The sequence below is a fragment of the Mucilaginibacter sp. McL0603 genome, assembly GCF_049992945.1.
Lineage (GTDB): Bacteria > Bacteroidota > Bacteroidia > Sphingobacteriales > Sphingobacteriaceae > Mucilaginibacter.
In genome coordinates, this window is record NZ_CP188251.1 from 1,668,587 (window position 1) to 1,688,041 (window position 19,455).

Genomic DNA, 19,455 nt, shown 5'->3' on the forward strand with positions numbered 1-19,455 from the left:
ATAGTTTCTTAAAGCCCTTCTCCTTTGAGAAGGGTTGGAGGAGGCTTCTTCAACTAATATTCGAAAGCACGCCAAGTCCGGTGCAGGGATCCCATCCCGGGCCTGCGGTGTAACCGGTATGTGATGATGTGGTTTTATTATCGCCCTGTATAATATCCCGGCACATTGAAGGATTTGCAGCGTATATCGTAGGGTTAATAAAACCGGCCCATTGTCCTTTTTGCTGATTAACACGGGCAATCAGCCCCGCCATTAAAGGCGCAACAGCACTTGTACCGCCAACTACTATGCTCTGGCCATCCACTAATACTTTATAACCTGTATCCGGATCAGCATCTCCGGCTACATCCGGTACGCCACGGCCTTTAAATTGTGTATCAAGTGCTAAAGGTATTTGGGCGTTTGCCTGGTAACCTGGCATTGGGAAGAAATTACTTACGCCGCCGCCTGTTGCTGAATTATCTGAGTCGTGCCAAACAACCTCGGAGCTTACTAAATTGCCATTTGCTTTCAGGCTTGTTCCGCCGCAGGCCAGCACGAATGGACTTGATGCGGGAAAATCAACGTGAACCTTACCATCTTTCATCCCGTCGCTTGACCCATTATCGCCCGCAGCCACACAAATAGTAACGCCCAAAACTGAGGCCGCTTTAAAGGCTTCGTTAAAGTTGTTTAGTGATTGGGTGGTCCAGTTAACTTCTGCCGCACCCCAGCTAATTGATATTACAGACGGCTTATTGGTGCCATCGTGTATCGCTTTGGTTATTGCATCAAGAAAGCCCTTATCGGTATTGGGGCAAAAATAAACTACAATTTTTGCGCCGGGTGCTACAGCTCCTGCTACCTCAATATCAAGCATTACTTCACTGTCGGCGCTATTGGCATTGGTAGGGGTATTTTTGCCGTGATCAACTGATATGGCTTTTACGGATGGTTTTTTGATACCGAGGCTTTTAAAATATGCTTTGATATCTTTTGCACGGTAGCCACCGCCCAGTTCTATAATGGCTATGGTTTGCCCTTTGCCATTAAAGCCAGAAGGGAATCCATAAATATTGGCAAGCTGATCTGCTGTAAATGCAGCAGGAGCAGCCGCGTGTGATATGATCTGACCGTCCCTTTGGGCTAATCTAAAAAGGGGGCGGGCAACGCGGCGGTTATCCAACCCAAAAACGCCTTCGACAATATCTTTTAACGCAGCCGGAACATATATATCCCCTTCGCGGGTTCTTATATCATCTCCATGGGAGTCTATTTTACCCGACAGCGATACGCCAAAAGCACTTTCCATATCGGCAATGCTCCCGCTTAAAATAACACTTCTGCGTGCCAGGCTGGCTTCAACTGTGGTTAAATGATGTTCGTGTGCAAAAGTCTCCACTTTATCAACGTCACTCTGCGAAGCGCCAAACTGTTTCTCATAAGTTTTATGGGAGACACGCAAATCTGATGCAACGTGTGCTTCAAGTGGTTTTTTCCTTCGGATACGAACTGTTACTTCTATAGATTCATCCCGGTTGATTTTGCCGCTAGTTTCACCACTGTGCGCAGCTTTATTACTGCCGGTTACTGCTACTTTTTTAGGAGGTGCCATGATCGGTATTGCTTTTTAGGTTAATGATTAAACTTCTTAATCAAAATTAACCAAAGATTAATGAAATAACACAAGTATAATTACGGTTTTTAATGCGTGTTTTTGCGCTATTTGATAAATGGCAACGCAATAAGCATCAAAAACCTTGATTGTCAGGAAAAGTGGTTTTTTATTGCGCTATTCAACTGCTTTAGGATAGTTTCATCCAGCTCACACTCACATGATACACAGTTAAGATGCTTATCATAGCCAAGCTGTCCCAATACTTTACCCTGGTCAATTACAAGGAATTTACCGGTTTCGTCGGGCAAAACAGCTACGCTTCGTTCATCATTATTAAAATTGATCAATATGTGAAACTGACGTTCGGGATAGAATGATGGTTGCTGTCTCATAGTCGATTCTTCTGGTTTTAAATTTAGCTCGTGTCTTCAAATTTAGTGAATAATTACACAATATGATGCAAATTTTCTGTTAAATTTTTGTTAAAAAACCCACCTGTTTTAAATTAAAACACTTTTTAGACTCGATGAACAGAAATAAAAATGCAAGTTCAAAACACTAACGTTTAGATTTTGTTTTGAAAATTATTAAAAAATTTCAAATTGCTTTTCTATCGACATTAAGAAGATTCCTCGCTGCGTAATCGGAATGATAGACTATAATGACTAACGTGTTTAGCGATTAGATTTTGAAGGGATAAATTCAAAAACATAAGGCAAAAGCCATGTATTTCACTGATAATAAGTATATTAGCAGTGTAAATTCTCACATAAACGCTACCAAAAACATGCATGACTTAACCGTAAATTTCCAAAAAATGCTCCAGATTACCAACTCTGCGCTCAAACAAGACATGAATCAGGACGGAAACCTGCATTTTTATCCACGTAAACCCAAACTATCCGATGCTGAAATCATCGCATTATCATTGTGCCAGGAATGCCTGGGGATTGATAGCGAGAATTGGTTTTTAGCGAAGTTAAAAAGTGATTACCGGGATGATTTCCCCAGCTCGGTACATATTACCAACTATAATAAGCGGCGCAAAAGGCTGACCGCCTGGACAGAGCAGGTTAACCGCCGACTGGCTGCTGTGCTTAACGAGGGAGTATGTATTTATGGTAGACAGTGTGCCTGTTCCCGTATGCAAACTTGCCAGGGAACAACAGCTTAAAATTTGCAGACACGATTTTGAAACAGCCCCGGATAAGGGCTACAGTGCTGTGTATAAGCAATATTATATCGGTTACAAACTTCATCTAACGATTGGAATGAATGGGGTTTACCAGGGAATGGAGCTTACAAAAGCCAGCGTACATGATCTACAGTACCTTTAAACGAAATTAAACATAGTGGATTAAAATCATGTGTATTACTGGGGATAAAGGCTACTTGTCAACCGAATGGCAATTGGATTTGTTCACCAGCGTAAATATAGAATTGCAAACTCCTAAAAGAGCTAATCAGAAGGACTACCAGCCATGGCCATGGGTTATAAATCAACCCGTAAAAAGATTGAAGTCGTCTTTGCTCAATTATGTGACCAGATGATGCTCAAACGGAACTATGCTAAAACTTTCGAAGGATTGAGAACAAGAATTATGGCTAAAGTAGCCGCTGTGACAGTCCTGCAATATATTAATCATTTAAACGGCAAGCCGCTTAACCATATTAAACATGCACTCGCCGCTTAATTCAATCGCTAAACACTTTAATGTTATTTACTTTTATTCTCTTTTCTGTAAATAAATATAACACAAAAAGTATATATTTAAACTTTGTGTTAATCTGCTTCGGTATACTCAAAGAACTCTCAAAGGACAGTTATATGAATTTTGAAGGAAACAAAGAGGATCAAGAAAGGACTATTTGCCAGGCGGGCATTTTTAATCTGGGAAATAAACTTCAGCAACATAAACTCAGTGTTGAAGATATCGGTGATTACATACCTGGTAATGTAATGGTACAGGACTTAAGCCGAATGGTAAATACATACATGAATAAAAGTGGTTGTGAAATTCTTAGGCACAGTAAAGAAGAGCTAGAGGAATTAGGACCAGATTATTTTAATTTGTTTTTTCCTGCCAAAGAAATTGCGGTTTTAAAAGTGGAGCTGACTAAATTTATTCAACTAAACGACACTTCAAAAGTATATTCTTTTTTTCAGCGGGTAAGGCCAAATCCCGATGTTGATTATAAATGGTACCTTACTAACAGCCGGCTTTACCCAAAATTAGCAAAAGACACTGCGTTAAAAGTTATGCATGTTTCTGTAGAAGTAAATCAGCTCAGTTACGTTGGTAAAAAACTGAATTATTTGTGTGATCAAGATGAGTTTGTAATAAAAAACTATGATAAGTACGCTTTATTGAGTTGCAGGGAAAAAGAGATAATTAAGCTGATTGTTGGAGGAAACCACAGTTATACTATATCAGAGATGTTATTCATATCGTTGAACACGGTGAATAACCACAGAAAAAATATTTTAAATAAACTCAAGCTGAAAAGCCTTTCTGAACTTATTAAATTCGCGATTGCTTTTAATTTATTGTAGGTACTTTGTAATGGCAAACAAACTTGGTAGTTAGTTAATATGTTAGTGACATCAAGCAGGTTCAAATTTTGCCTGGAAAAATTTAATTTATTTTTTTTAAAATTTCTTTACTATAAAAAGTTGAACAAGGTACAGATTTAATTTTTAGCTGTATTTGAAATTTCAGTTGTTGCCAGGCCAGTACGTTGAAGTTCATAATTAATTAGGATTTGCAACGACTGAAAACGAATGTCATTTACGCGACGCCCATCCAAAAATACGGTGGGTGTTGCACTTACCCCCAGGCGGATTGCAAGGTCTATGTTCCTTTTAACTTTGGAGATGGCTGAGTCCCCCACACGGTCATTTTCAAAACGTTGGGTGTTTAGATTCAGTTTTAATGCGATTAAAGAAACGGTTTTATGAATATTATTTAGATCGGTCGCGAATAATTCATTATGAAAGCTCCAAAACTTCCCTTGTCTTCTCGCCGCTTCGGCAGCAAGGGCGGCTTCACATGCTCTTGGGTGGAGATCTTTGGTCATTAAAGGGTTACAAGCTGTTCCGAGAGGGAAGTGTTTGAAAACAATGTTAATCCCGCCTCCATTTTTATTGCTTAAAGCCGCCAATACGCGTGAGAAGTACCGGCAACCAGGGCAGGTAAGGTCACTAAACACAACCAATTGTACCGGTGAATGCGCTGAACCTAAAACAGGGTCGTCACTGTCTATGGGTATATTTTCCTGATGTTGGGATTTAAATTCATTTATAATTGCCAGGGGCTGGGCCGGGGCATCAGGCGAACTGCCATTTGGCGCCGCTATTTGTCTTAAATCAAAATAAAAAGCGCTTATAGTAAGCACAAACATCGATATACCAATTATTTTTTTTCTCGTTAAATCTTTAAAATAACTATTATTCTGATATTCTGAGTTCGCCGGGCGGAATTTAAGGAATTGCGAATAAGAATATCCGATGGCTTTAGGCATTGAGAAAAAAAGCAGCAAATTTATTGCGTGAATAACCGTACAGAGCGGACAAAAAAGTGTTGGTATGAACAGCATTAAGGCTAAAAGGGTTAAACTCGCTACGGAGGCCGTAAGTGTTAAAATAAAAATGCCGGCCATGGCTTCTTTTTTGAAAAGGTTGCCCGCAAGCGTTTTCACCGCCACAAAAATAGCTAAGGTTAAGTAATAAATTATGCCCCAGGCCGCAAGAGGAAGCCCCAATATATAAGAAACTGAACTTTTTAGCGCGTTATCACAACCCTTCCCGAATATTGACGAACAAACATCTGGTTTTGCGGCTGCCTCAACGCCCGTAATAATATTATGACGATAAAACAGATAGCCGGATATAATTGTTCCGGCAATTATTAAAGCTAAAGAACTGAATTTTAAAAAACCAATGCGTTGCTGATTGCCATCTGATGAGCCGGATGCAGTCTTTTTTTCCATAGTCGAATAGCATTTAGGTTATACATATTAAAAAACAAAACACTGCAATGCCAAAATGGGCAAAGCAGTGTTTTGTTAAGTTAAATCAGCTATCATTTTTCAACTGTATCAAATATGGATTTGATCACAGGAAAACTGAAAAGCCCGGCTACACTTTAATGGCTATTAAAGTGGCATATAAGTGTTGCCTGGCCGCTCGCACTCACAGTTTCGTGGCTTTGGGTGGTAACACCAGCAAATGTGCCGCACTCGAAGCCTGAATATACCACTGCCTGGCCTGTAGTATTGCCGACAGTAGCCTCGCATCTGATCATACCATTTCCTGAAGAAGTTACCACGGCATGGCTCATATCGGTAAAAACAAAGTTGCCGTTACCATCAAACATTCCACAGCCGAAGTCATTAATAACTGCCGCGCCGTCTGCAACGCTTTTCCAGCTTATTAATGCAACAGATAAGAAAATAATTGCTATAAAGGAGATCATTAGCTTTTTCATAATTTAAGTTTTTAGATATGTGAATTTTTTTAATAAAATTAGTAATTGGATATTCTTTGTTTAAAAGAAATACAGGAGGACTCTTATTTAAATTGTTGATATTCAATTTCTTTTATTTAATAGAAAGGAAGTAACTTTTGAGCCCAAATCAATTTGACTCAATAAACTTTTTTAAATGCAAGAAAGGATGATGTTCTTTGGCTTAAATTTTGGAATTGGTTGTCAGCAACGGTTATTTGGCAGAGGTTATATTGCGCTAATTGTATGAGTTAAAGTTACTTTCATAGTTTAATTGCCGCAATAGCTATACATAGCTATTTTAGTGCTATTTTGAGAAAATTATCGCAATATCTTTGCTATATCTTAATTATCTTTCGGTCAAATAAACGCAGGGGCACTATAATTCATCAAAAATTGCCCGTCGAGATTAGCCTGGCACATGCAATATTTATAAAATTTTTAATATGAAAAATAGCTACTTATAATGTAAATGGAGTAAATGGACGTTTGCCTGTTCTGCTCCGTTGGCTCAAAGAAACAGCACCGGATGTTGTTTGCCTGCAAGAGCTGAAAGCACCCCAAGGAAAAATTCCCTGAAAAAGCTTTACAGGATGCGGGTTATAATGCGATATGGCACGGGCAAATAAGCTGGAATGACGTAGCGATACTTTCACGCAGCGGAGATATCAGGGAGCTTAGGCGGCCACTCCCGGCGATCCTGATGACAGTCATAACCGCTATATTGAGGCTGTGGTGAACGATGTTACCGTTGGCTGTCTTTATCTTCCGAATGGCAATTCGGCTCCCGGACCGAAATTCGACTATAAGCTGCGCTGGTTTGAGCGCCTCACCGTACACGCCGCTGAACTTCTTGCATCCGATATGCCCGTTATACTCACAGGAGACTTTAACGTGATGCCTACGGATCTGGATGTTTACAAACCTGAGCGTTGGGTGGATGATGCGCTTTTCAGGCCGGAAACGCGGGCGGCTTTCAAGAAACTTGCTGAACAGGGGTGGACCGATGCGATACGAAAACTTTATCCTGATCGGAAAATTTATACCTTTTGGGACTATTTCCGTAATGCGTACGCCCGCGATGCAGGTTTACGTATTGATCATTTACTGCTTAGTCCGAAGCTTGGTGATAGGCTGACTGCTGCAGATGTTGACCGTAATGTGCGCGGATGGGAAAAGTCAAGCGATCATGCACCGGTGTGGATTGAACTGGCCGACGAGTAACCGGAGCATTTATTTCGTTGTTTGTTTATCTATTATTTGTAAAGTCTTATTATCCATTATCCCATTAAAAAACTTATCCAAAACCAACTGGAAAACGGGATTGGCGTTTGGTAGTGAAGAAAACAGTGTAATAGAGGACTTTAATTTTAGATCATCCGGACTTCCGAATATTTTGTGTGCATCATTACCATTAAGTTTAAGCAATTCGTTGCAGATTTGGATCAACCTGCTTCCTAAAACAGGATGCTTAATATATTCTTCGGCTTCCTTAATACCTTTAATAGCGTAATACCGTGAAATTTCGCTAAAACCTAAACCTTCAATCTGTGGAAAAATATACCACATCCAATGACTTTGTTTTCTGCCATTCTTAATTTCCGATAGCGCTGTTTGAAAGACGGCCTCCTGGGCGTCGACAAACCTGTTCAGGGTCTTCTCTTTTATCATATAAGATGATATTTTGCAGAATAATAGTTAATGACTAATATTTTCAAATCAAATCATTTCTGACCATATAATCTTTAGCGCTGTTAAAGTCCGGAAATAACTGATCTGCAATTCCAAGTTTATCATGCTCATCAGTATTGCTTTGAATGGCGAAGCAGGTTAAACCCGCTGCCTTTGCAGATTTTATTCCGTTTATGGTGTCTTCAAATACCAGGCAATTTTCCTTTTCGCAGCCAAGCTTTTCGCGGCAAGTATTATAGCTTTCAGGATCGGGTTTGCTTTTAGTTACTTCGCTTCGGGTAATTATCAGTTTAAAATATTTACCTAATCCATTTCTTTCAAAAATAGCTTCAACATCTTTCCTTGGGCTTGATGTTACCAGGGCAAGTATTAGATCCTTTTGATGAAAATATTCCAATACATCTGCAACATGGGGCATCAGGTTAACATCTTTTGTTTTTAGGCGCTCGAGTGTTAAGTTTTCCCTTCTTTCAATTACTTCCGACAGTGGGGTGTCGATATTGTATTTTTCTATTAAATTTTTAGCATTGGTGGGTAGCGGCACACCAGCGTAGTTTTTCAGCCAGTCGTCATAAGTTAATTTTACGCCTGATTCCTCTAATATCTCATTCCAGCACTCAAAATGGAAAAATTCAGAATCAATTAATGTCCCATCGAGATCGAACATCAATGCTTTTAGGTTTTGCATGATAAAACTTAATTTAGGTAAGATCCAAATTAAAGGGTAAATATTAAAATATTGGTGCTTTTGACCTTTCAATATCTTGCTCTTTCAAACAGCGTTTCGATATACATTACGGAGGAGATGCCTCGCTGCCTAGTCGGAGCGACAAATTCTTTTTTTGTACGTTGTTATCCCTTTAATCTAAAACACTATTGTTAAAAGTACCATCAAAATAAAAAAACCAATATAAAAGCCGACGCCATAAAGCGTCCATTTAAACATTTCTTTGGCTTTCCTGTCGTATCCGTCTGCTTTAAAAGTGCCGGCAAACATCACTTGTATTATTCCAGGACAAATAGCAGCAAATATTTTCCATTCTATTCCGAGCGGCTCATTAGCTTTGCGCTTATCAAGTTGTAGATTCTGTTCAATATCTTCTTTTGCAGTGATAACTTCTGCTTCGGATAAATTGCGCCTGGCAAATTCGTTGGTTGCCGCCTCAAATGCTGCGGGCTGGTAATCGCCTGGTGCACTATTTAATATCCTTATCAGATCAGCATCTGAGCGCTTACGCATTACCTCGTCAAACTCGTTATTCATGTTGTTGGTTTAGGTTGTCTATTTGATTTCTAAAATATGAAATATTTTGGAAAGGATGGAATTCATTTTTGCATCGCAGATGCGGGATTACGTTAATCACTCATTTCTGACTGACAATATCCTCCTATTTGAATCTTCTTACAAAAGGTGCTCCTTTAGGAGCAAAATGTCGGTAGCATAATAAAAGCGGCTTCTTTGTGCCGTAGGTACAATGCCTGGCCATTGTATTTAATATAAAAATGCGGGAGAATGTATTGCACCTATGGCGCAAAGAAATATTATATTATCTTTTCTACCGACATGTTACCCCGCTGGGGTAATTCATAGGAATGCATGCTGTAGGCTAGAAAAGAGATCGGGTTGATACATATTAATAGCAATGGGTTTCAAAGGTTTCAAACCCATCGCTATTGATATGTAATATTTATCCTTTTAATCTCTCAATCTCCTTCAACGTTTTTGGCAGATATTTACCTAATAGTTGATGCCCGGTATTCGTGATCAGGAAATTATCCTCTATGCGTATCCCGCCGAAATCGCGGTAGGTGTTCAATACGTCATAATTAATAAAATCGACATATTTTTTTTCGGCCTGCCAGCGGTCTATCAGTTCGGGTATAATGTAGATGCCGGGCTCAACGGTCAGCACAAAACCGGCCTCCAATTCGCGCCCCAGGCGTAATGATTTTAGTCCGAATATGGATGTTTCTTTTTTTAGGGTATCGGTATAACCTACATAAGGCTCGCCAAGATCTTCCATGTCATGGGTATCCATACCCAGCATATGGCCTAACCCGCATTGAAAAAACATGGTATGCGCACCGGCTGCTACGGCTTCGGCAGGGTCGCCCTTCATCAGGCCAACCTGCGATAAACCTTCTACCAGTTTTTGGCAGGCTGCTAAGTGGATATCTTTATACCTTACCCCCGGTTTCAACATGCTGATAGCATGATCCATTGCGGCAAGAGTTACCTCATAAAGTTCTTTTTGCCTGGTAGTAAAGCTGCGTCCTACCGGGAAGGTACGGGTAAGGTCACCGCCATAATGCATAGCGTTTTCTGCACCTATATCACTTAATACCATCCGACCTTCCTGTAAAGTATTGCCGTAGTAATGGGTATGCAACGTTTGTCCGTATGTGGTGATAATAGCAGGGTAACCCAGATGCGAGTTGTTGGCGATGGCCACTTCATGGGCTTTGGCTACCAGCTCATACTCCTTTATACCAGGTCGAGCATGCTTTATTACGGCAAGCATCATATCGACACTTATGGATACGGCTTTTTCCATTTCGGCGACCTCAAGCGGAGTTTTGATCACGCGTTGCGCTATAACAGCTTTGATCAGTTTTACGGATACATAATCGGCAACATCCTCCAAACTGGTGTTGAACCAATTGGCGAGTTTTATTTTATTTTCGGGGCGATAGGGTGGCAGGATATGCACCTTTCTGCCGGCTATTAAAGCTTTATGAACGTAATGAATGATCTGGTCGTAAGGCTTGGTTTGGGTAACGCCAACCATTGCAGCCATTTCACTTACGGTAGGCAGGGTGCCGGTCCAAACGATATCATCGATGGTCAGTTCGTTACCAAAGATTACTTCTTCGCCTGTATCGGTGTCGATCACAGCAGCCAGAGACTGTACATCCAGTCCGAAGTAGTAAAGAAAACTGCTGTCCTGCCTGAAGAGATAGGTATTGTCCTTATAGTTCATGCTGCTATCCTCGTTGCCCAGCAGCAAAATAAGGCCATCCTGACCGATATGTTGGGTTAAAATACGTCTGCGGTCGGTATAAACCTGTTTGTTAAAAAGGTTGAGTTCCATGCCGCAAATATATTCATCCTGGAGAAGAAAGGATGTATTTGAAATGTAACATCCCTTGTGAATATCGAACACCGAATAAAAAATATCGAATGAGGAATTAAACTTCGATATTCATCATTCAATATTCAGTGTTCGATATTCTAATTATTTCCTCTTAGGTCCATTAACCAGCACATAATCTGCTACCTGTTTGCCCAACTTTTGTGCGGCTTCATTTTCGAAAGTATAATGTATACCGCCATAAATACGGCTCCAGCCATTTTCCCATTCACCATTGCTCAGTGATTTGATGGTCCGGGCAGGTTCGCCTGGCGTGGTTGTATGGAGTTGGATAGTATCCTTATCACCATAAAATTTCTTTAACACTTCGAAGCCTGCTGTAACCGTTCCGCAATGCCCGCAAGGGTAGGATGGATGCGGAGGGGTTTCCAATAATGGTTTCCACTTTGCGTAATTATTGGTTACGCTACCATCGGCATCAGCGTTCAATGCAGTAACAGGTCGCCATAACAAATAATTGTATTTGCCATCCCAGATAGCTATACGTGCATCAGCTTCGGCAATATCAGCCAGAACGAAAGCAAGTGCGTTTACTTCCAACGAGGTTTTGTGTGCAATGGCCAGTGCTCGGGCAGCTTCGTTTACGGTTAGTTCTGCATCCTGTTTATAAAATTGTGCGATGTGGGTTTGATCTTCAGTACGTTTGGCACTCGTGGATGAGCCCAACTCGTCAACTAATGCCAGTGCCTTTTTAAAGTCGTCGGTACCAACAGCAGGCGGAGCTACCGGGCGAAATTGTGTATTCGACTTCAACAGGAAAGGTTTTATAGTACCCCATTGCTGATTGATGCCGGGTATAAATCCGGCTGGCGTAGGGCGGTACTGACCTACACCGGGCTTTGCCGGACCGGGATAGCCTACATTCGGATCGGCCCCGTCATTGGCGCGCAAGGCGATAATGTCTGCTGCTGACGCTGCACCGACAGCTTTTCCCGCATCAACAGGGCCATCATTAACCAGGCTTAAACTATTAGCAAGTGCTGAATCAATATGTGGCTTTTGAGCAGGGAAATAATTGACTAATACGTCATGTGCAGCTTGTGCTACTGCAGCCTGTGCTGACGCAGGACCTGATGGAGGTGCGTAAAAATGATACGGTGTGCCAATATGTTTGATTGAGTTAACAGCGTCGTACACAGCAATGGCTTCAATGGCCTCGATGCGACTGCCCAGGTTGCTGTTATATTTGGCCACTTTGGTAGCCTTTACGGTAATCAAATTCCAATCGGTAATCACATCTGCTGATGCCGAAAAGGTAAACAATATTAATGTGCCGATTGCACCAAAAGTGAGTTTGTAATTGTGACGCATGTTTTTCCTGTTTTTTATGAACCATAAGGTTATAGAAGCAAATCTAAAACAATATTTTAATACTACAAATTCTACATATTAAGTAGATATTAAATTATAGTATCTTGATCTTCGCTTTAATTGTTGACTCACCCTGTCATTTCCGCCTATTGGCGGATCGACATCCCTCTCTATTGCAAGCAATAAAGAGGGAGTTGATTTCGGCCTTTTTCCGTATAACGATGTCGTGTAGCCTCAATCCTTCTCCAAAGGAGAAGGGCCTTAAATAGAAACATGTAGTCAAAGTCCTCTCCTTTGGAGAGGATTATTCACAATTGTTTGTTTCAAAGGGGTTCATGAGGGCTACGCCGTTTAGGTGAGGCTAAATAGGTATAGCTTTTTAAAAAAGGAAAAGCCGATACCTTTCAAAAGTACCGGCCTTGACCTTTTAGGAGAACTATTATAAAACAGTTTAAAATTAACTGCATTTACCTTACGACTTAAAACATTAACATTTTTTAACTTATAAGGGAATATTATATTTGGTCAACAAAATCCATAGACCGATATGCCCCACTACTTTTTAAAACTGAACCCTTGCCGACCAACATTTGCCCAGGATATGACAGATGCAGAAAGAGCTATTATGCAGCAACATGTAACTTATTGGGGCGACCTGATGAGCAAAGGCATGGTTGTAGTTTACGGACCGGTGATGGATCCGAGCGGAGCCTATGGAATAGGTGTAGTTGAAACTAAAGACGAGGAGCAATTAAAGGAACTAATCAAAAACGATCCGGCAACGACTATAAACAATTATCAGTATTACCAAATGCGTGCTATTGTGCCGGCAAAATAGGGATATAAAAAAATGCGTTCCGTATCTCACCCCGGAACGCACTGTCAATATCACTCTCAATGATATCGAATCAACTAAATCTCAGATAATATTTGAATATTGATCCAAGCTCTTTGTATGATCGTTTTGATCATTTGCTATTGGAGTAGCACTATATTATTGTAAATCAATTGATTGTTGCTTTTGTTTTACAAAACTTTAGTATACTCAATAATATTATGAACAGAAGCTTTCTTTAAAAATTGTCCAAAAGAATTTATCTTCCCCCGTTTGTAACAGCAATGTTATTAACTGTTAAGACTACAATTATCGGGAATTTTCTCCGATTGACCTATTTTGGATTAATTTTATGACCAGTTTGTTACAGAAAAAAATTATTTTGATGAAAAATATTGCCTTTAGTATACTTTTTCTTTTACCCTTCGGCTGTTTTGCTCAAAAGTTCAGTACCCAGGAGGTTAAACGGTTTCAAAATGAGGCGCAGGCAGTAACTATCATCAGGGATAACTGGGGTATTCCGCATATTTATGGTAAAACGGATGCCAGCGTAGTTTTTGGTTTGATGTATGCCGAATGTGAAGAGAATTTTAAGGGTATTGAGCGCAATTATCTGTACCAGATCGGCAAGCAAAGCGAAGTAGATGGTGAAAGCAGCCTTTACACCGATGTGCAATTGCAACTGATAGCCGATAGCGCAGATGCCATAAAAGATTATAAGGCGAGTCCGCCGTGGTTTAAAAAGCTGATGGATGCTTTTGCCGATGGCATTAATTACTATCTCTATAAACATCCTGAAGTAAAACCGCAGGTGTTTCATCATTTTGAACCCTGGTATGCACTGATGTTTACCGACGGCAGCGTTTCCGCAACCCAAACTGGAGGTATCAGCCTGAATGAAACAAATAACTTTTACAGCAATGGCCCTGATAAATTGGGCGCTGTTTATGAGCCTCATAAAATAGAAAATATCATTACTGAAAAGGAAACAGGTTCAAACGGGTTTGCACTAGCACCATCGAGAACGGCGTCCAAAAACGCCATGCTGTATATCAATCCGCATGTGCCTTTTTATTTTAGGGATGAGGTGCAGATGGTGAGCAGTGAAGGCCTTAATGTATATGGTGCCGTTACCTGGGGCCAGTTTTTTGTTTACCAGGGATTTAACCAGCATTGCGGATGGATGCACACCACCAGTAATGCTGACGTAGCTGATCTATATGCCGAAAAGGTGACTAAAAAAGACGGCCAATGGTATTATGAATATAACGGCAGTCTTAAGCCCGTTACCACCCGTAAGCTGGTAATGAATGTTAAAAAAGGCGACAAGACAGAGCAAAGAACTATCACAGGGTATTACACACATCACGGCCCGGTATTGGGTAGCCGGAATGGCAAGTGGCTGGCATTACGGTCGAACAACCGTTCGTACAATGCTTTGCTGGAATCGTGGCTGATCACCAGGGCCAATAACTTTGCCGAATATAAAAAAGCCATGGACCTGTTATCCAACGGCAGCAATAATACTGTTTACGCGGACGACCAGGGGCATATTGCATTTTGGTATGGCAACTATATGCCTAAACGCGACCCCAAACTGAATTGGACACTGCCTGTGGATGGCACAACCGTGTCCACTGAATGGCAGGGCGTACATCCTTTGGATGAGATAGTGCATGTATATGACCCTGAAACCGGATGGATACAAAATTGTAACTCTACACCGTACGCCTGTTCGGGCACAAGCAGTCCGGACAAAACAAAATACCCGGCTTACATGGCTCCCGACGGGCTGAATTTTCGTGCAATTAACGCGATAAGGCTATTAACAGATGTCAAAAATGTAACGCTGGATGAACTGATAACCAAAGGATATGATCATTATTTATCTGCTTTTGATGTGCTCATCCCCTCATTGGCTAATGCTTATCAAATGGCTAATGATTCGCTAAAACAAGCGCTTGCCGAGCCTGTACGGATATTGCAGCAGTGGGACAGGCGCTCAGGCGTTCATTCGATTGCAACAACGGTGGCGGAGGGATGGGCCACCAAACTGTTTGCGGCAGAGCCACGTATACAAACACAAGAGGAGTCGACCTATCAGACAGAGCGTTTAAACGCCTTACTGAAAACCATCGACCCAAAAAAAGAATTGGAATTTTTAAATGAGTCTATAAAAAGCCTGCAGCAACGCTACGGCACATGGAAAATAGAATGGGGCGATATTACCCGCTACCAGCGCCCTGCGGATGGTGTAACGTTTGACGATAAAGCGCCAAGCATTCCGGCAGGAGCGGTGGGCTCGCAATTTGGGCAGTTGCCGTCGTTCCAAAGTCGTACCATGAATACACAAAAACGCTATGGCTATAGTGGCAATAGTTTTATAGCAGCAGTAGAATTTGGGCCGCGATTAAGGGCTAAAAGTGTAGTTACGGGTGGAGAATCTTTTGATTCCTCGTCTGCACATTTTACCGACCAGGCTGATGGATTTATCAATGGACGGTTTAAAGATGTGCTGTTTTATAAAGATGATGTGTTAAAACATGCCGAAAGAAGCTATCATCCCGGTGAATAGCATCTGTAGCATAAAAATATATTTGGAACAATCCTGATCATGAGAAGATATTTGTTTGCCATTTTACTGGCATGTATTAGTTCGTTCAGTTATGCGCAAAGCCTCACTTTTGAGGAATTGCAGAAGATGACCAACCTCACCAACGACCAGGTGCATAACTTCCTGATCATATCAAAAGGCTTTAAATCATTGGGGAAACAAATACACTTTGGCAGAAGTTTTGAAGCCTTTGAGAGCACCCGACCCGACCCCAAACTAAAAGAGACCGTATTGCTGGGAGTAGCCGGTGAAATGCCCAGCGGAAATATTGGCCGCCAGGTTTTTTATTATTCGGCGCGTATGAAGGATATTGATGTCATACTTAAACAGGCCAGGCAATCATCAATGACAATGATTTTTGACGGTTCGGATAAGCAACAGAATATTTACCATTTTAATAATACTTTATTTATGGCGATCATTTCCGTGGGGTTGAACAAATCATATGGGAGTGTTCAGTTAGAAGAAAAATAAAGAATTTTCCACAGCATATAATATTCCGAAATTATTTTCGTTCTGTTTTCAAATTTCGAGTTCAACCAATAGTTTACGTTTTTAATACAAGATTAAGAAACTTATATAGGTGAAGGAGAATTATACCTTTTACGATATTCCGATGCTCAATAGCCAGTAAATTGTAAAATACTGGTAATTCCCCTTACTATATATTTGAAAAAGGCGTTGTATTTATAACACGCCTTTTTTTAATTAGTCACTGTCTGGTCAAGCATAGCGATGACCGGGTGAGTCAAATGGGCGTTACCTTCGGCCGGGCTCACGCTTATACTCCACAAGCGTTATCCACAATGCCGCTACAGAATCTAACGCAAAAAAAGACAACCCAAAACCCGCTTTGCGCAGTCGAAAAGGCTATCTGTTTAGTAAAACTGCTTGCGCCAAAATGTCAATAAAATTACTGAACCATTTGTATCGCTTTCCCGTTCAACAAGTTATAAACCTGTCTGCATCATGGAAATCGAAAAAACCTTTAAACAAACTCCCGAAAGTTTAATAAAAACTATGTCCATCATTCACCTGGCCCTGCTGGCCGGGCAAATGCTGTTTGCACTGGTCGCTTTTGCACAGTCGACAAAAATATATTTTGGTATTACGTACCTGGACGATGATTTTGTATACACCGTACCTTTATTGGCGCTGATCGGATTCTTTGGCGGCTACCTGCTGTTCAAAAAACAGCTGAAAGTGATCCGCTATAAAAGCCCCTTAACTGAAAAATTATCGAGTTACCAGTCTGCGCTGATCATCCGGTATGCCTTGCTCGAGGGGCCTTCATTATTTGCCATAGTGGCCTATATGCTCAACGGGAATTTGTTTTTTCTGTCGGTGTCGGGTTCCCTGATGCTCTACTTTATATTTTTACGGCCAACAACAGAAAAGATAGATACAGATCTGCAGCTGGATTTGGATAACCCTATGCGGTTTTTATAAAAATAACGTCATTTATTACATGCTAAAAAAATAAAATTGGGTAACCCATTCTCTCGCACGATTTTTGTAACTTTATTTAAACTAAACTTAAAGGCATTAATATGCGCATGTTAAAATTTATGGCTGTGGGTGCCGCGGTGGGTTACGGCATCTACTATCTGATCAGGGAAAAGGAAAATGGCAAATCTGTACTGGAGGAGTTGTTGGAAGATGCTCCAGAGTATGTAGACCGTGCTAAGAAATATGTGGAATTCACCATTGATCAGGTAGCGGAACGGCTGCATAAATAATTTATTTTTATTAGATCAATCGGTAAGCAATGTCATGCCGTCCATCTGAGATGGATCGGCATCTCACATGCTAAGTCATGGTCATGCCTTGCCACGCGTCATGGCGGTCGATAGTGCGGCCTAAGGTTTGCCGAAATAAAGTAGGCTGTCATTCGGGATTTTTCTGCTAAATTTAGCCTTGTTGCTAATGGTTACCATCATTTACTATGCTGCAAGATAATTTATTAATTATACTCTCCCTTCTGTTTGCCATTGGCATGCTGGCCTTATTAAGTGACAAATTAAAAATTTCCTTTCCCATATTCCTGGTGATTTCGGGACTCGTCATCAGCTTTATACCGGGGGTGCCCCCAGTTAAACTGAATCCCGACCTGGTCTTTGTCATATTCCTTCCGCCCCTGTTGTATTCTGCCGCCTGGAACACCTCCTGGGCTGAATTCTGGCAGCTGAAAAGACCTATCAGCCTGCTGGCTTTCGGACTGGTCATCATTACCGCAACCTCGGTGGCCCTGGTGGCTCATTGGCTAATACCGGAATTTTCGCTTGCGTTAGGGTTTTTGCTTGGAGGCATCATCTCACCATCGGACGCGGTCGCAGCTACCTCAGTGTTCCAGGATCTGAAAGCGCCACGGCGTGTGATCGCTGTATTAGAAGGCGAAAGTCTGATCAATGATGCTTCCAGCCTGATCGTTTTTCGTTTCGCGCTGATCAGTCTGCTCACTGGTCAGTTTATCTTCTGGCATGCGACGACCGATTTTTTCCTTGTGGTCGTCATGGGAATTATTATTGGCCTGATTATCTCTAACATTGCCTACCTGATCCATAGGTATTTGCCGACCACGCCGAGTATCGACACCGTGTTCACGCTGATCACGCCTTACCTGATGTACCTGACGGCAGAGCATTTCCATTATTCAGGCGTATTAGCGGTTGTCAGCGGCGGCCTGTGCCTATCGTACCGCTCATCGGATATCTTTGCCTATAACTCACGGTTACAATCCCTGACCGTGTGGACGGTCCTCGTGTTCCTGCTAAACGGGTTGGTATTTATCCTTATCGGGTTGCAACTCCCGGATATTATCAAAGGTATCGGCAATTACTCTCTACCCAACGTTATATTTTATGCGGTCGTTATCAGCCTGGTCACCATCGTTGTTCGATTGATCTGGGTATTTCCCGCAGCATTTGTCCCCCGGTTGCTCAGTCGTAAGATAGTAAGAAAAGAGGGCAAGCTGAGCTGGAAAATCGTTTTCATGATCGGCTGGAGTGGTATGCGGGGTGTAGTGTCGCTGGCATCTGCACTTGCCATCCCCCTGGCGCTGACTAATGGCGCCAGTTTCCCTCACAGGAGCCTGATCCTATTCATAACGTTTGTTGTTATTCTTTTCACTTTGATCCTCCAGGGGCTGAGCCTCCCCTTTGTTCTCCGGTTAATGAAGCTGGAATTCAACGAAAATGAACCACAGCAGGAACAGGAGATCAGGTTCCGTATGGCAACTGCGGTAGTGGATTACCTTGAAAGTAATTGCCCGAAAGAGATCGCGGAGTTTCCTGTTTTCAAAAGGGTAAAGGAAAGGTATGAGCGAATGGCGCAGAATGCAGACAGCAACTTAAAGGCTGACAATGAGACGTCGCCCTCCTTTTTAAAAACCTACCGGCAGATGCTGCTGGAAGTGATCCGGGTTAAGCGGGAAGAACTTAAAAAAATGCATAGAGGAAAAGAATATTCAGATCAACTGATCAAAGCGCAGGAGCGTGAACTGGATCTGGAAGAGGCACGCACCAGAAAAACCTGAAAAGTTCAGCAAATGCTACCGGACGCCTCGCTCGTGGCAATACTGTCATTCAGGTTCATTACCTTTCAGTCATGCCTATTACCTGATACAAGTAACCAAAACCGAAGTGATGGCGAGCTCATGAACACCATTGAAAAACAAACGATAAGTGAATACATCAAGTCAGCCGACGCTTGTAATCGCCTGGTGTAACAATTTTTTTTCGAATATCGGG

General features: G+C 41.6%; 19 protein-coding genes and 1 pseudogene. 11 read left to right on the forward strand and 9 right to left on the reverse strand.

Annotated elements, in window-relative coordinates:
- Positions 1-49 precede the first annotated feature (49 nt).
- Together ACPPVU_RS07720 and ACPPVU_RS07725 are read right to left on the reverse strand one after the other, a co-directional pair.
- On the reverse strand, positions 50-1,594 hold the full coding sequence (locus ACPPVU_RS07720; RefSeq protein WP_426671110.1) for a S53 family peptidase: 1,545 nt from the start codon (positions 1,592-1,594) through the stop codon (positions 50-52).
- A gap of 152 nt (positions 1,595-1,746) precedes the next feature.
- Positions 1,747-1,989, reverse strand: coding sequence for a hypothetical protein (locus tag ACPPVU_RS07725; RefSeq protein WP_426671111.1), 243 nt, complete (start codon positions 1,987-1,989; stop codon positions 1,747-1,749).
- Between the two features lie 425 nt (positions 1,990-2,414).
- Between ACPPVU_RS07725 and ACPPVU_RS07730 the strand changes: the two genes are divergently transcribed.
- The 3 genes from ACPPVU_RS07730 to ACPPVU_RS07740 all read left to right on the forward strand — a co-directional run bounded on the left by ACPPVU_RS07730 (position 2,415) and on the right by ACPPVU_RS07740 (position 4,151).
- A complete protein-coding gene (locus tag ACPPVU_RS07730; protein ID WP_426671112.1) occupies positions 2,415-2,771 on the forward strand; it encodes a hypothetical protein in 357 nt (118 codons plus the stop codon).
- A 191-nt stretch (positions 2,772-2,962) separates the two neighbouring features.
- Entirely contained in the window at positions 2,963-3,148 is a 186-nt protein-coding gene (locus ACPPVU_RS07735) for a hypothetical protein (RefSeq protein ID WP_426671113.1), read from the forward strand.
- A 277-nt stretch (positions 3,149-3,425) separates the two neighbouring features.
- Positions 3,426-4,151, forward strand: a complete 726-nt coding sequence (locus ACPPVU_RS07740; RefSeq protein ID WP_426671114.1) for a response regulator transcription factor — start codon at positions 3,426-3,428, stop codon at positions 4,149-4,151.
- A gap of 137 nt (positions 4,152-4,288) precedes the next feature.
- On the opposite strand, the gene ACPPVU_RS07745 is transcribed toward ACPPVU_RS07740, so the two are convergent.
- Both ACPPVU_RS07745 and ACPPVU_RS07750 read right to left on the reverse strand, forming a co-directional pair.
- Positions 4,289-5,587 carry a vitamin K epoxide reductase family protein gene (locus ACPPVU_RS07745; RefSeq protein ID WP_426671115.1) on the reverse strand — a complete coding sequence of 433 codons (1,299 nt, stop codon included), beginning with the start codon at positions 5,585-5,587 and terminating at the stop codon, positions 4,289-4,291.
- Positions 5,588-5,742: 155 nt separating this feature from the next.
- Positions 5,743-6,084: a hypothetical protein gene (locus ACPPVU_RS07750; protein ID WP_426671116.1), complete on the reverse strand. Its 342-nt coding sequence runs from the start codon at positions 6,082-6,084 to the stop codon at positions 5,743-5,745.
- Between the two features lie 471 nt (positions 6,085-6,555).
- On the opposite strand from ACPPVU_RS07750, the gene ACPPVU_RS07755 reads away from it, so the two are divergent.
- Together ACPPVU_RS07755 and ACPPVU_RS07760 are read left to right on the forward strand one after the other, a co-directional pair.
- Entirely contained in the window at positions 6,556-6,681 is a 126-nt protein-coding gene (locus ACPPVU_RS07755; protein WP_426672190.1) for an endonuclease/exonuclease/phosphatase family protein, read from the forward strand.
- 123 nt (positions 6,682-6,804) lie between these two features.
- Positions 6,805-7,326 (forward strand): annotated as a pseudogene (locus ACPPVU_RS07760) (exodeoxyribonuclease III); the annotation flags it as partial.
- 9 nt (positions 7,327-7,335) lie between these two features.
- Here the strand turns inward: ACPPVU_RS07760 and ACPPVU_RS07765 are convergent.
- From ACPPVU_RS07765 to ACPPVU_RS07785, 5 genes are all read right to left on the reverse strand, one after another.
- The gene (locus tag ACPPVU_RS07765) at positions 7,336-7,773 is read right to left on the reverse strand and encodes a DUF1810 domain-containing protein (RefSeq protein WP_426671117.1); all 438 of its coding nucleotides are present in this window, start codon (positions 7,771-7,773) and stop codon (positions 7,336-7,338) included.
- Between the two features lie 43 nt (positions 7,774-7,816).
- On the reverse strand, positions 7,817-8,482 hold the full coding sequence (locus ACPPVU_RS07770) for an HAD family hydrolase (protein ID WP_426671118.1): 666 nt from the start codon (positions 8,480-8,482) through the stop codon (positions 7,817-7,819).
- Between the two features lie 177 nt (positions 8,483-8,659).
- Positions 8,660-9,058 (reverse strand): hypothetical protein, encoded by a 399-nt coding sequence (locus ACPPVU_RS07775; RefSeq protein WP_426671119.1) that lies wholly within the window; start codon positions 9,056-9,058, stop codon positions 8,660-8,662.
- A gap of 424 nt (positions 9,059-9,482) precedes the next feature.
- The gene (locus tag ACPPVU_RS07780) at positions 9,483-10,886 is read right to left on the reverse strand and encodes an aminopeptidase P family protein (protein WP_426671120.1); all 1,404 of its coding nucleotides are present in this window, start codon (positions 10,884-10,886) and stop codon (positions 9,483-9,485) included.
- Between the two features lie 144 nt (positions 10,887-11,030).
- Positions 11,031-12,257 (reverse strand): vanadium-dependent haloperoxidase, encoded by a 1,227-nt coding sequence (locus tag ACPPVU_RS07785; RefSeq protein ID WP_426671121.1) that lies wholly within the window; start codon positions 12,255-12,257, stop codon positions 11,031-11,033.
- Positions 12,258-12,804: 547 nt separating this feature from the next.
- On the opposite strand from ACPPVU_RS07785, the gene ACPPVU_RS07790 reads away from it, so the two are divergent.
- The 6 genes from ACPPVU_RS07790 to ACPPVU_RS07815 all read left to right on the forward strand — a co-directional run bounded on the left by ACPPVU_RS07790 (position 12,805) and on the right by ACPPVU_RS07815 (position 19,241).
- On the forward strand, positions 12,805-13,095 hold the full coding sequence (locus tag ACPPVU_RS07790) for a YciI family protein (protein ID WP_426671122.1): 291 nt from the start codon (positions 12,805-12,807) through the stop codon (positions 13,093-13,095).
- Between the two features lie 382 nt (positions 13,096-13,477).
- Positions 13,478-15,667, forward strand: a complete 2,190-nt coding sequence (locus ACPPVU_RS07795; RefSeq protein ID WP_426671123.1) for a penicillin acylase family protein — start codon at positions 13,478-13,480, stop codon at positions 15,665-15,667.
- A 39-nt stretch (positions 15,668-15,706) separates the two neighbouring features.
- Positions 15,707-16,180, forward strand: coding sequence for a hypothetical protein (locus ACPPVU_RS07800; protein WP_426671124.1), 474 nt, complete (start codon positions 15,707-15,709; stop codon positions 16,178-16,180).
- A gap of 495 nt (positions 16,181-16,675) precedes the next feature.
- Positions 16,676-17,155, forward strand: a complete 480-nt coding sequence (locus ACPPVU_RS07805) for a hypothetical protein (protein ID WP_426671125.1) — start codon at positions 16,676-16,678, stop codon at positions 17,153-17,155.
- Between the two features lie 101 nt (positions 17,156-17,256).
- Complete coding sequence (locus tag ACPPVU_RS07810) at positions 17,257-17,445, forward strand: YtxH domain-containing protein (protein WP_426671126.1); 189 nt, start codon at positions 17,257-17,259, stop codon at positions 17,443-17,445.
- A gap of 206 nt (positions 17,446-17,651) precedes the next feature.
- Positions 17,652-19,241, forward strand: coding sequence for a Na+/H+ antiporter (locus tag ACPPVU_RS07815; protein WP_426671127.1), 1,590 nt, complete (start codon positions 17,652-17,654; stop codon positions 19,239-19,241).
- Positions 19,242-19,455 lie beyond the last annotated feature (214 nt).

Excerpts from the sequence above, each read along its gene's own strand:
- ACPPVU_RS07800 (WP_426671124.1), top strand. The coding sequence starts at position 15,707 with ATGAGAAGATATTTGTTTGCCATTTTACTGGCATGTATTAGTTCGTTC.
- ACPPVU_RS07750 (WP_426671116.1), bottom strand. The coding sequence starts at position 6,084 with ATGAAAAAGCTAATGATCTCCTTTATAGCAATTATTTTCTTATCTGTT.
- ACPPVU_RS07740 (WP_426671114.1), top strand. The coding sequence starts at position 3,426 with ATGAATTTTGAAGGAAACAAAGAGGATCAAGAAAGGACTATTTGCCAG.
- ACPPVU_RS07725 (WP_426671111.1), bottom strand. The coding sequence starts at position 1,989 with ATGAGACAGCAACCATCATTCTATCCCGAACGTCAGTTTCACATATTG.
- ACPPVU_RS07785 (WP_426671121.1), bottom strand. The coding sequence starts at position 12,257 with ATGCGTCACAATTACAAACTCACTTTTGGTGCAATCGGCACATTAATA.
- ACPPVU_RS07795 (WP_426671123.1), top strand. The coding sequence starts at position 13,478 with ATGAAAAATATTGCCTTTAGTATACTTTTTCTTTTACCCTTCGGCTGT.
- ACPPVU_RS07810 (WP_426671126.1), top strand. The coding sequence starts at position 17,257 with ATGCGCATGTTAAAATTTATGGCTGTGGGTGCCGCGGTGGGTTACGGC.
- ACPPVU_RS07745 (WP_426671115.1), bottom strand. The coding sequence starts at position 5,587 with ATGGAAAAAAAGACTGCATCCGGCTCATCAGATGGCAATCAGCAACGC.
- ACPPVU_RS07735 (WP_426671113.1), top strand. The coding sequence starts at position 2,963 with ATGTGTATTACTGGGGATAAAGGCTACTTGTCAACCGAATGGCAATTG.
- ACPPVU_RS07805 (WP_426671125.1), top strand. The coding sequence starts at position 16,676 with ATGGAAATCGAAAAAACCTTTAAACAAACTCCCGAAAGTTTAATAAAA.
- ACPPVU_RS07720 (WP_426671110.1), bottom strand. The coding sequence starts at position 1,594 with ATGGCACCTCCTAAAAAAGTAGCAGTAACCGGCAGTAATAAAGCTGCG.
- ACPPVU_RS07790 (WP_426671122.1), top strand. The coding sequence starts at position 12,805 with ATGCCCCACTACTTTTTAAAACTGAACCCTTGCCGACCAACATTTGCC.
- ACPPVU_RS07770 (WP_426671118.1), bottom strand. The coding sequence starts at position 8,482 with ATGCAAAACCTAAAAGCATTGATGTTCGATCTCGATGGGACATTAATT.
- ACPPVU_RS07780 (WP_426671120.1), bottom strand. The coding sequence starts at position 10,886 with ATGGAACTCAACCTTTTTAACAAACAGGTTTATACCGACCGCAGACGT.
- ACPPVU_RS07815 (WP_426671127.1), top strand. The coding sequence starts at position 17,652 with ATGCTGCAAGATAATTTATTAATTATACTCTCCCTTCTGTTTGCCATT.
- ACPPVU_RS07775 (WP_426671119.1), bottom strand. The coding sequence starts at position 9,058 with ATGAATAACGAGTTTGACGAGGTAATGCGTAAGCGCTCAGATGCTGAT.
- ACPPVU_RS07765 (WP_426671117.1), bottom strand. The coding sequence starts at position 7,773 with ATGATAAAAGAGAAGACCCTGAACAGGTTTGTCGACGCCCAGGAGGCC.
- ACPPVU_RS07730 (WP_426671112.1), top strand. The coding sequence starts at position 2,415 with ATGCTCCAGATTACCAACTCTGCGCTCAAACAAGACATGAATCAGGAC.